Consider the following 11615-nt stretch of genomic DNA (forward strand, 5'->3'; position numbering starts at 1 on the left):
ATCTCCTCAATTTCCTAACAAACTCATTCCTTGATACACTGCAGTGGCCAGGACAAAGGCAAAAAGAGTGTTGAAGACCATGCTAAACAAGGCCCAGTGCCAGGAACCGGTTTCTTTGGCAATGGCCACTATGGTTACCAGGCAAGGGGCATATAAAAGAATAAACAAGATCAGGCTGACGGCCCTTTTGACATCCCAGCCGGGATCCCGGGCAATTTTGTCAGCCAGAGATATTGGCTCCTCAACCTCGACCTGGCCCAGGGAATAGGCGGTTCCCAGGGTAGAAACGATAACCTCCTTGGCTGCAAAGCCGCCTATGAGAGATATATTTATCTTCCAGTCAAATCCGGCCCACCTGGTCACAGGTTCAAGTAAGGTTCCCAGTCTTCCTGCCAGTGAATATCTAAGCCTTTCTTGAGCCAGGTTTGCATCAAGCTGAGTAAGGAGTTGGTTAAGTTTCAATATTATTGCCTGGTCCCCGTTTTGGGCCTTAACTTCCTGAATTTGCCGTTCTATCTCCGTTTTGTGCTGGGTAAATTTATGTACTTGATCATCAGGCAAACTGGGAAATGTCATGGCTGCCCATAGCAGGATTGAGATGGCCAGGATCACGGTGCCTGCTTTTTTGATATATTGCCAGGTCCTTTCCCAGGTATGTATAAGCAGGCCCCTTAAAGTGGGGTAGCGGTAAGGCGGGAGTTCCATTACAAAAGGAGTGGGGGCGCCTCTAATAATGGTCGAGCGTAATATTCGGGATACAATCAGGGCTGCTGCCCAGGCTGTCATGGAGATGAGAAAAAGGACCGTTGGTTTGTTCTTTGGGAAAAAAACTCCTACCAGCAGGATGAAGACAGGCAGCTTTGCACCGCAAGGCATAAAAGGGACAGTGAGCAAGGTGGCCAGTTTTTCTTTGGGACTGCGCAAGGTCCTGGTAGCCATAACTCCTGGCACGGCACAACCTCCGGCAATGCCGCCGGAGATAATAAAGGGCATGACAGAACAGCCATGCAGGCCAAAAATGCGGAACACGCGATCAAGCATGTATGCTACACGTGCCATGTACCCCGAGTCCTCCAGGAAGGCTATACACATGAACATTAAGGCGATCAGGGGCACAAAGCTAAGGACACCGCCAACGCCACCTATTATTCCCGAAACCACCATTGACTGCAAAAGACCAGGCGGGATGAGGCTGGTAGCCGTATCAGCCATCCAGGCAAAAAGGTTTTCCACCCAGTTCATTGGGATTTCACCGAGCCAGAAAGTAAATTTATAAATGGCGTAGAGAATCAGGGCCATGATCAAAGGCCCAAAAAATTTGTGCGTCAAGACCCTGTCTATTCGGTCTGATATGGCTATACGCTCTTTATGGGTGTCACGTTTTATTACATCCTTGAGCAGGGAGGAGATAAATCCGTAACGGTAATCAGCAACAATGGCCTCAGGATAGGTATTCAAAGTTTTTTGGCAATGTTCTGCTATCCTGGTTGCGGCTTGCTCCAGTTCCCTGGCCAATGTTTTATTGGTTTTTAGGCCCAAAGCCCGGATTTCATCATCGCCTTCCAGGTATTTGAGGGCTGTCCAGCGGGGGGGATAGAGGTTGGTGAGAAAATGGTTTTGCTCAATCTTCTCCGTCATTTGCTGGAGTACAGGGTCCAGGTCAGGGCCATAGGAAATGTTCAAGGGTGTCCACGACCCCGCGGAAGAGTCGGCCAGTTCAATTATGTTCTGGATAAGGAGGTCTTTGCCCAAGCCTTGCCTAGCGACTGTTTCCACAACAGGAACCTTTAAGCGTTTGGACAAAAGCTCTGTATTAATGGTGAGTCCTTTCTGGCGCACCTCATCCATCATATTCAGGGCCAAGATGACGGGTATACCCAACTCCATGATCTGGACGGCCAGGTAGAGGTTGCGTTCCAACGCACCAGCGTTGAGCACATCCACAACCAGGTCTGGCTTTTCTTTGGCCAAAAAGTTTCTGGCCACTAACTCCTCTTGAGAGTAAGCTGTCAGGGAATAAGTACCTGGCAAGTCAACAAAGTGGAGTAGGCGGTCCTGGACTTCTATAAAGCCCTCTTTTTTTTCAACTGTAATTCCCGGATAATTGCCAACATGTTGCCTGGAGCCGGTCAGGCTGTTAAATAGGGTGGTTTTGCCTGAATTTGGGTTGCCAGCAAGAGCGATGATTATTTTTTTCTTACTCATCCAAGACCTCCACCATAATATGGTCGGCCTCATTATTGCGCAGGGTCAAAGTAAAGTCTTTGACGCGCAGTGCCACCGGATCTTTCAGAGGAGCGCGGCCAATGACCTGCACTTCAGAACCTGGAACGAGACCCATATCCCGGATGCGCCGGCCCACTTCGCCTCGAGCAGTAATGCTCTTGATTCGGGCCTTCTGGTTTATCTTTAACTGGCGTAAACACAGTGTTTCAGGCATATCTTCTTCCTTTATTGTAGTATAAGGTTCTGGGGTTAAGGCTTATAACTAATGGCTCATGACCAATAGCTTGTTAATGGGGTATTCAAAGTCAGGACCGGTTATCAAAATATGGAACAGATAATCCTCTCTAGTTGTTATTTAGACGGACCGTCTTCAATTCTCGTCATTCTGAACGGAGTGAAGCGTGGTGAAGTATCTATCTCGTAAGCGAGACAACTCACCCACTGGCGATGAGCTCATTTGCCCCGCCGTGAGCGGGACTCAGGATGACGTTTTTTTTGTTACAATATTTTTTTGTTGATGAACATTACTATTGAAATCAAGGGAGCAAACTTTATCCTGAAGTTATTCCCTGATTATCATTGTCCAAGGGTAGGTGTGTCGATGGATTCCAAAATTTAGTTGATAATCCGATTTTGTCAAGCAAAATTTGGCAAGCCTAACTTTTTCTGTCTTGCCTGGAAGTGATATTTCTGGCACTTCCCTAAGACTATGAAGAATTACGACGCACTTGCTTTGTTTTCTGGAGGTTTGGACAGTATCCTGGCGGTCAAGGTTGTCCAAAAACAAGGTCTTGATGTCTTGGGCCTACACTTTGTTTCACCGTTTTTCGGGCACCCGGATAAAGTGGCTCATTGGCAGGAGCTTTATTCCATTCCCGTTAAAATCGTTGATGTTGCCGAAGAATATTTGCGCATATTGCAGGAAGGTCCCAAGTTTGGCTGGGGCAAGGTCTTAAATCCTTGTGTAGATTGTAAAATTTTTATGCTTAAAAAGGCCAAGGAACTTTTAAGTCACTACGGGGCCAAATTTATTATTTCTGGCGAGGTGTTAGGCCAGAGGCCCATGTCCCAGCGCAGGGACGCCCTGTACTTGATCCGTCGGGAAGCGGACGTAAAGGACGTTTTATTAAGGCCCCTCTGTGCCAAGCATCTTGATCCAACCCCTATGGAAGAGTCCGGACTTGTTGAACGAGATAAACTTTTGGGTATATCTGGCCGGGGCCGTAAGGAACAACTAAGATTAGCCCGGGAATTTGGGCTTCGGGAGATTCCAACGCCGGCCGGAGGATGTTTGCTAACTGACAAGGAGTCTGCCAAGCGCTATCTGCCACTTTTGCAAAGGGTCAAGGGTGCAGAAGCAAGTGACTTTTATCTGGCCAATGTAGGGCGGCAGTACTGGGCAGGCAATTATTGGTTAAGTATTGGTAGGGATAAAAATGATAATCAGCAACTTCTACGCCTAGCCAAGGATAGTGATTATATTTTTAAGCTTAAAGATTTTCCCGGTCCCATAGCCTTGGGTCGCTCTGCTGGGAAGCGGGAAAGCGGGGAAGAGGAGAGACAGGGAGAAGATTGGCCGGAGGAAGTCATTTTAAGTGCTGCTTCTCTGGTTTGTGGATTTTCGCCCAAGGCCAGGAGAAGTAAGCGTAAGGTAGTGGTAGAAATTCGTAAAGACAAAGAAAAGAGAGCTGTTCTGGTTTTGCCGGAGGATGGTTCTTCAATGGATTGGCAGGAGCCAAGGTGGGAAAAGGGTTAAAGCTGCAAAGGCTGGGAGAATTGGTTTATTGGTTGATCGGCTGGCTATTCAGCCATCGACTATTTAACAGCTCAATTATTAAATCAAGTTCCCACTAAACATTAAACTAAATTATAATAGAACCGATTATGTCAACTATTACCATAAATATTATTTTTGTTCTTCTAAGTGCAGTGCTCCTCTGGTTGGGGGCGAACTGGATTGTAGGAAGTGCATCGGCCATTGCCAGGAAATTCAGGCTCTCGGAACTGGTAATTGGTCTGACCGTAGTAGCTCTGGGCACCTCATTACCCGAGTTTTTGGTCACAGCCACTGCTGCCTTTAAGGGGTTAAGCGATATCTCCCTGTCCAATATAGTTGGCTCCAATATTTTTAATCTGGGTCTTATTTTGGGGTTGATGGCCCTCATAAGGCCGGTCAAGACCCACAAGACATTGGTTTTTAGGGATGGACTGGTTCTCTGGGGCTTAACCATTTTTATTCTTATTTCGGTCCTGGACCTGAAAATGGGGCTAGGAGCGGGAATAGTTCTTCTTCTAAGCCTTGTTCTGTACAATGGCTTTATAATCCTGCGTAGTGGCAAGGTACCTGAAGAACTGGAATTACCTTCACAGAGAAAGGCCACCTGGCTGGATTACCCTAAACTTATTTTGGGGTTTGTCATGGTCAGTTATGGTGGACATCTTATGGTGGAAGCGGCATCAACCCTGGCGCGTCTGGCCGGGATCAGCGAATGGGCCATAGGGGTTACCGTTGTGGCCGCCGGAACATCTTTGCCAGAACTTGTCACCTGTCTAGCTGCAGCTTTAAAAGGAAAAAGTGATATGCTTTTGGGAAATCTCCTTGGCAGTGACATCTTTAATTTTGCTGGTGTACTTGGTCTAACTTGCGTGCTCAAACCTCTTTCTGTTTCACCTTCCGCGCTGTCCAGCTTGTATGCGCTGATTACTATGGTTTTTTTGGTTTTGCTGTTTATGCGGACCGGATGGAGGGTATCCAGGCTAGAAGGGGCATGCCTTATTTTCATAAACCTGGCCAGATGGGTGAAGGATTTTGTGTAACCGCTCTCAGGATTAAAATTTCTCGCCCGCTTCCGTTGGTCGCTAGAGTCACCGAGGCACGGAGAAGATATTAGTTCAGGGCCCGAGTCGGGCCCTGAACTAATGTTAATCCCTTGGCTTCGCGAGGGAGAATAATGAACAGAGAATTGACATCAACCATTATCAATGCCGCAATTGCAGTTCACAATGAGCTTGGTCCCGGATTATTAGAGAGCGTATACAGAAAATGCCTTCAGATGGAATTAAAGTCTCGAGGGTTACGAGTAAAAAGTGAAGTGGTTATACCTGTTTATTATAGAGTCTGTGGTCAAACCTTAGTTTAGTTAAGAGGACAATTTTTCATAATTTTTTTTCAATCCTGATTTCTTTCAAGCTGGTGCAAATGCCTGGCCCCATCTAAGGCTTGCTTGCGGGCAGAGCATAATGGGGCATTTATAGGGCAAATGAACATTTTTTTATTGTCGATAGTTATGGCAAATAGTCCCAGGTGTTCAGCTTTGTTCTCCCGATGCTCTGCTTATCCGCAAGCTTTGCCAAGATGGCTTACCCAGTCCTTTGCAAGGCTTTCAATAAACCAGGATTGCTAACCTGGTAGTCAAAATGGGGGGGGTGGCCACAAGTTCTAAAGGGGAACACTAATCCAGGATTTTAGATTATCGTTTAGATCATTGTTGATTTATTAAAGGACGGAATATATCGGATTGCAAACAGCCCGTAAGGGGTTGCGGTCTTTTTCCTGCCAGGAACTCGCTGGCAGGAAAAGATAACTCTGTGGCTCTGCGACTCTAGTGAGACCCGCCTTAAGCGGGACGAACGGGCGAGAGATATTTCACGGTATGAATAACGGAGGCTTTCAATGCGTGATCATAAAGGTGTTTATTATTATCCTAATCCGGCAAACAAAAAAGAACGGATGTATGTACGTGAAAATGATGGGATGATTGAGTTCAGGTTATGGAATCAGGATCATCCAGAAATTTGGGAGAGACATGGCTGGTTGGATATCGACATTATCCGTCGCGCAGCCAAGATGTATAAAGACAAGGGCAAAGGCGAAGATCCTTTAAAATTATACGACCTGGATATTGCCAGGGCCTTGCTCAAAGAAAAGGGTTAACTGGTTGGAAACCCTGTGTAATCGATTATTATGCTCCAGTAATCCATTCCGATAGTTTTTGCTTAATTCTGAGTAATCTGTGTGGATCTATATGCCCCAGTGCTCCTAATAGAATTTTGGCGTCAACAAGTGCAAGTCTGCTGGCTCGGATTACGCTAGGCACTTTCAGGCCTGAAAGACTAAAATCCGAATCCTCTGGTCTTATTAGTTCGTCAATTTCAGGAACGTGTTGATGAAGCTGAGAAGATATCATGCAGATGAGCCAGTCATCAAATTTTCCGGGTAATTTCCGTAATACAAGAGCTGGGCGAAGTTTACCTCCCCCTTGATCAGTTCGAGGAAATGTGAAAAGGAAAGTTTGACCTTCACAGATCATGAACAGGCTTCCTTAATATCATCTAGAGAATAGGGGGAGTCTTCGTCTTCCATTCCCCGCATTGCCGAAGCAAGAGAAAAGTTCTTCCAGTCAATATCATCTTGTTTTTCTATCTTCGCCTTTAAATACTCTACATAGTCAAGAACTTCTATTTGCTTTGATTCTGGCAAGGCTTCTATAGCTTGAATGATCTTTTCTGTAAGTTTCATGTCCTCTTCTCCTTTATCCTAGGTAGCAACAGCTGATTGTTATACAAAAAACTCAAGCACCCTCAATTTAACCTGATCTCCACGACAAGATATGTATCGCCTCGCTTTATCTTCAAACAAAGAGGTTCATCTTTCTTTTTAGCGGCCACGGCAATTTTATGCAAATCAAATAGGGATGTAATTTTTTGCTCGTTGGCCAGGACAATTATGTCTCCTTTTTTTATCCCGGCTTGATATGCTTTAGATGGCTTTAACACCTTTTCAATAATAAATCGTCCGTTATCTTCTTTGATCATCATGCCCAGAGGTGCAACTCTAGGGCTTGGACAGTAAAAATAAATGGTGTTTTGTGATGGTAAGTCCTTTAGTGTGCGTAGGGGTTCCAGGCGTACAATCTTTGCCTGGGGATCAAGTATCTTTAGGCGGTGCTCGATGCCCCAACCATTTTCCACATGACCTGAACCGGCCAGGATGAGTACGGGCTGATTTAGTTTTTTCTGCCATTTTAAGGCCTGTTCGGCCATTTTGCTATCCCAGATAGACTGGATAAGAAGAAACCTGTCCAGGTCCGGTTTTCTTTTTTGCATCAAATTCTGATGCAGGCTAAATTGAGCTATAAGAGAATCTTTTTGTTCCTTTGGAACGGGGATAATCTTTTGGGGGAGATATTTTTTATCGTTTGGGGATAAACTATCCAGACCTTTATGAGCAACTTTGCGGATAAGGTTGTGGGGCAGGTTCAGGGCGATAATCTTTAGTTTATGCTTCTTCGCCCAGGCAAAAATAGGGGCATAAAGATCAAAGTCATAGCCCCAGCTGTCTTCCCACTTAAGTGCCTGAGGCAGCTTTTGGAGGCTGATGCGAGCCTGCGTGAATTGATCAAGAATTTCCTGCTTGTCTTCACTGACCATTTCCAGGGCTAAAATGGGGCCTGCGCCTTTTTGTGTCAGAAGTTTTAAGATCTTTAATTGGACCTTATGGTCACAGGAGCTACGATGGCCTTCACCGACAAGGACAAATTGTGCCCCTTTGAGTTGAACCAACAATTTGTTTTCAGGTAAAATAGAACCATTCCCGGATAAAAAAGAGCCCGGCCCAGGCTTTTCATCTGCCTTAAGGACCGGGTCTTTTACAGCGCAGCCTGCCAGGGCCATGCTAAGTATGACTAGGGTAAGAGAGTTTAAAAAGGTCCCTAGTCCCATTTTCGCTTGTCTTCGATAGGCCTGATTTGTGGAGGCAGTGTACCAGGAGCCAGAATTTTAAGGGTAGGCCTGATTTTGATTTTCTCTCTGAAGACGTGCAGCAGTTCTGCTTCACGTTTGAAACTGGAGGCCTCAATGTACAAGGTCATTTCATCAATACCACCAGGATTGGTAACTTCAATCTGCCATCTCTTGATTTCTTCAAAAGCAGCCATAACCTGTTCGACCTGATGCGGATAGACAAACATGCCCTTAATCCTGGCTGTGGTATCTACACGGCCGACAATATTTCCTAGTCTGGGTGAGGTTCGACCACAAGGACACGGTGAATAGTCAATATAAGACAGGTCACCTGTTGCAAGCCTGATCAAGGGGTAGGTCTTGTTAAAAGTAGTGACTACAATTTCCCCCACTTCTCCTTCTTTAAGGGGAATTCCCGTGTCTGGATGGCATATCTCTACATAAGCTCTATTGGAGATGTGCAGTCCGTTTTTATGGAAGCATTCATAGCCTATACAGCCTACGTCTGCGGTGCCATAACCCTGGCGCATAATCAAATCGAATTTCTTTTCCAAGGTGGTACGCATCTTTTCTGAAAATTTTTCACCGGTAACAAAAGCCACTTCCAGGTACAGGTCTTTACGCAGGTTTAGGCCTTTTTCTTCACCCTTTTGGGCCAGGTGCATAAGGTAGCTGGGAGTACCCACATAGCCTGTTACACGTAACTTCTGCATGATTTCCAATTGTGTATTTGTATTGCCAGGACCGGCAGGAATGGCTGCACAGCCTAAGTTGCGCAGAGGCTCTTCAAACATGAGCCCAGCAGGAGTAAGGTGGTAATTGAAGGTAATCTGGACTATGTCTCCAGTGCGAAAACCAGCGGCGTAAAAACCTTCAGTCCACCCCCAGTAGTTTTCACTGCGGTCTTCGGGATCGAAGATCGGACCGGGAGACATAAAAATGCGTCGCAACTCCCCTAAATCTTTGGTCAAAAGGCCACCCAATCTGGGCCCCATGGACTGTAAGAAGATAAGTTCTTTTTTCTTTAAAATGGGTATGTGCTTGAGATCATTAAGAGTTTTGAATTTATCCACGGAAAATTGGGCACGGTCAAAGCGTTTTTTGACATCTTCCGAATAGCGATAAGCATAATTGAGGAGTTCTTTGAGCTGTAGCTGATAATATTTTTGACGCTCCCCTGAATCTAGAACTTCTTTGCGACTAAGGATTCCTTCTGTACGATCTTTGCGGGTCATGTTCCGCTATCCCCCTTGGACATAAATTTTCACTATACTTAAAATATTGCCTTATAGGCAATGTTGTCAGAAAAATCAAGAGAAGAAATTCGTTGAACTCAGATAAATGTTAAAAGCCTGAGATACTGTTATGTTTAATAATTTTGAATAAAAATTGACGCATATGCAGAGAAAATATAAAAAAGATGAAAAAAACTATGTTAACTCGTAACTCGTAAATTCAGCGGTCTCATCCCTTTGATTTTATTAAGTATATTTAAAATTGCGCGAATGACAGATTGCCTAGGGCTTCGCATCTTGATTGTTAGATTTTGAACTATTTTAATATGTTATATGTAGTAAACTTTATCTAGCCCTGCGAGGTTTAGTTTTTTGCATGCGTTTCCAGGGTTTGGGTTAAGCTTTTGAAATTCTACTAATGGTCATTACACTATCTTAAATTGAGCGATTTTTTTGCAGTTTTAAGTTTGAGATTGCTTCGTCGCTTCGCTCACGCTCGCTCCTCGCAATGACAGGATGTGCGCTATGTCATTGCGAGGGCAGCTTCGTTGCCCGTGGCAATCTCTCTGATTGGGTGAAAATTTCTGGAACAAAATTTACTTTTATTCCAATATGTTTAGTGTAAAAATAAATTAAAAATCGCTCAACTTAGGAGTGTATAAAAACTAAGAAAAATATCTTTTAGGGCTAGGTTTATTAATCAGCACATGCTTGTTAGGAGGATGGCAATGAACCAGGTTTTAATAGTTGAAGACAGCAGGGTGTTTGCTGAAATATTGCGCATAAATGTTGAGAACAAACTTCCGTTTACAGCCAGGATTGCATCCTCCTATGCTGATGCGGTAAAAATTATTGAAAGCCATGCCCAGGATTTTTTCGTTGCCCTCTTAGACATGAACCTGCCAGACGCCCCCAACGGTGAGATTATAGATTATGTTATCTCCCGGAATATTCCATCCATAGTCTTCACGAGTAAGTTTGACGATAGCATCAGGGAGGAAATCTTTTCTAAAAAGGTCGTTGACTATGTCTTAAAGGATAATGTTCAGAGTGTTTCTTACATTATTAATCTTGTTGAGCGTCTGTATAAAAATCAGCATATTAAGGTTTTGATTGTAGATGATTCCGCTACAACGCGTTCAATAATCATAAAACTTTTGCGAAGTTACAGGTTCCAGGTTCTGGATGCGCCCAATGGCCAGGTAGCCCTGGAGCTTTTATCGGAGCATTCGGATGTTAAACTGGTTATTACCGATTATGCCATGCCTGTGATGGATGGGTTTGTGCTGACAGAAAAGATTAGACAAAAATACACCAAAAATGAATTGGCCTTAATCGGAATATCAGGCAGTAAAGGAACAGCTCTTTCAGCACGTTTTTTAAAGCTCGGTGCCAATGATTTCCTGGCCAAACCTTTTTCTAACGAGGAGTTTTATTGCCGTGTAATACAAAATATAGAAACTATAGAGTATATTCAAAAACTAAAAGAATTAAACGAGCTTAAAAATAAGTTTTTGGGTATTGCAGCCCATGATCTGCGCAATCCGATCAATGCTATTTATGGCTTTAGTGAGTTGATTCTTGATGGCCTGGCCGGGCCAGTAAATGAAGAGCAAAAAGAGTATCTGGGTATCATCAATAAGGCCAGCGAGGATATGCTCAATCTCGTCAATGATCTCCTGGATGTGTCCGTTATTGAAAGCGGCAAACTGGAAATTAAAAGGAGACGTGCTTCACTTTATCAGTTGGTTCGGGATCAGCTCAAGGTTCATAAGCTTCATGCAGAACAAAAGAACATTACTATTGTGCCAAACTTAGAGCAGGTGCCGGATGCGTTGTTTGATCCTGAGCGAATGACCCAGGTTATAAACAATCTTTTGAGCAATGCCATTAAATTTTCACCTTCAGGAGAAGTAGTTATTGTCTCTTTAACACAGGAAGACTCGGCCATCGTCTTCAAAGTGAAAGATAACGGCCCTGGAATAAGCCCAGAGGACCAAGAAAAATTATTTGGAGAGTTTCAGAGGCTCAGCGCCAAGCCAACAGCAGGAGAAAAGTCCACAGGTTTAGGCCTGGCCATTGTCAAAAAAATTGTAGAAGCGCATGGAGGCCAGATAGGGGTGAGCAGCTCCCCCGGACAGGGAGCTGAGTTTTATGTACGCCTGCCTATCAATTGAAGGGCGCATTCGCTATTTGCACTGATTCTTGAGAAGCCTTAATTTTGGTATTCCATCTGCTGATTGTTTTCTCTTTTTTTGCTTATAGTTAGCAAAATTTGTCATAATTAACTCAACTTTCTCGTATGTTTACATCACCTGTTTTCAAATTTAAGAGATAAAGAAATAAGAATTTAGGCGTGACAGACCGTTCAACTTTCTGGTGCATCAAGACACCGTAACTCAGCTTTTGGTC

General features: G+C 44.3%; 11 protein-coding genes. 5 read left to right on the forward strand and 6 right to left on the reverse strand.

What is annotated here, in order from left to right; genetic code table 11:
- Positions 1 to 6: 6 nt before the first annotated feature.
- Positions 7 to 2205, reverse strand: coding sequence for a ferrous iron transport protein B (gene feoB / locus KFV02_RS05490; RefSeq protein WP_252380534.1), 2199 nt, complete (start codon positions 2203 to 2205; stop codon positions 7 to 9).
- Positions 2198 to 2440, reverse strand: a complete 243-nt coding sequence (locus tag KFV02_RS05495; protein ID WP_252380535.1) for a FeoA family protein — start codon at positions 2438 to 2440, stop codon at positions 2198 to 2200. Before KFV02_RS05495 ends, feoB begins: the two co-directional genes overlap by 8 nt.
- A gap of 495 nt (positions 2441 to 2935) precedes the next feature.
- On the opposite strand from KFV02_RS05495, the gene KFV02_RS05500 reads away from it, so the two are divergent.
- The 4 genes from KFV02_RS05500 (at position 2936) to KFV02_RS05510 (ending at position 6160) form a co-directional block, all read left to right on the forward strand.
- The gene (locus KFV02_RS05500; protein WP_252380536.1) at positions 2936 to 3982 is read left to right on the forward strand and encodes a tRNA(5-methylaminomethyl-2-thiouridylate) methyltransferase; all 1047 of its coding nucleotides are present in this window, start codon (positions 2936 to 2938) and stop codon (positions 3980 to 3982) included.
- A gap of 128 nt (positions 3983 to 4110) precedes the next feature.
- On the forward strand, positions 4111 to 5043 hold the full coding sequence (locus KFV02_RS05505) for a calcium/sodium antiporter (protein WP_252380537.1): 933 nt from the start codon (positions 4111 to 4113) through the stop codon (positions 5041 to 5043).
- 134 nt (positions 5044 to 5177) lie between these two features.
- On the forward strand, positions 5178 to 5366 hold the full coding sequence (locus KFV02_RS11505) for a GxxExxY protein (protein WP_353617298.1): 189 nt from the start codon (positions 5178 to 5180) through the stop codon (positions 5364 to 5366).
- 533 nt (positions 5367 to 5899) lie between these two features.
- Positions 5900 to 6160: a hypothetical protein gene (locus KFV02_RS05510; protein WP_252380538.1), complete on the forward strand. Its 261-nt coding sequence runs from the start codon at positions 5900 to 5902 to the stop codon at positions 6158 to 6160.
- A gap of 28 nt (positions 6161 to 6188) precedes the next feature.
- Here KFV02_RS05510 and KFV02_RS11510 read toward each other — a convergent pair whose 3' ends face one another.
- From KFV02_RS11510 to KFV02_RS05525, 4 genes are all read right to left on the reverse strand, one after another.
- On the reverse strand, positions 6189 to 6536 hold the full coding sequence (locus KFV02_RS11510) for a type II toxin-antitoxin system PemK/MazF family toxin (RefSeq protein ID WP_353617300.1): 348 nt from the start codon (positions 6534 to 6536) through the stop codon (positions 6189 to 6191).
- Positions 6533 to 6745: a DUF2281 domain-containing protein gene (locus KFV02_RS05515; RefSeq protein ID WP_252380539.1), complete on the reverse strand. Its 213-nt coding sequence runs from the start codon at positions 6743 to 6745 to the stop codon at positions 6533 to 6535. Before KFV02_RS05515 ends, KFV02_RS11510 begins: the two co-directional genes overlap by 4 nt.
- 62 nt (positions 6746 to 6807) lie before the next feature.
- Positions 6808 to 7947: a ChaN family lipoprotein gene (locus tag KFV02_RS05520; protein WP_252380540.1), complete on the reverse strand. Its 1140-nt coding sequence runs from the start codon at positions 7945 to 7947 to the stop codon at positions 6808 to 6810.
- On the reverse strand, positions 7938 to 9203 hold the full coding sequence (locus KFV02_RS05525) for a phenylacetate--CoA ligase family protein (protein WP_252380541.1): 1266 nt from the start codon (positions 9201 to 9203) through the stop codon (positions 7938 to 7940). The genes KFV02_RS05520 and KFV02_RS05525 overlap by 10 nt, the downstream gene beginning before the upstream one ends.
- A 728-nt stretch (positions 9204 to 9931) precedes the next feature.
- Between KFV02_RS05525 and KFV02_RS05530 the strand changes: the two genes are divergently transcribed.
- Positions 9932 to 11380, forward strand: coding sequence for a response regulator (locus KFV02_RS05530; protein WP_252380542.1), 1449 nt, complete (start codon positions 9932 to 9934; stop codon positions 11378 to 11380).
- Positions 11381 to 11615: the final 235 nt, after the last annotated feature.

The organism is Desulfovulcanus ferrireducens (genome assembly GCF_018704065.1).
GTDB lineage: Bacteria > Desulfobacterota > Desulfovibrionia > Desulfovibrionales > Desulfonatronovibrionaceae > Desulfovulcanus > Desulfovulcanus ferrireducens.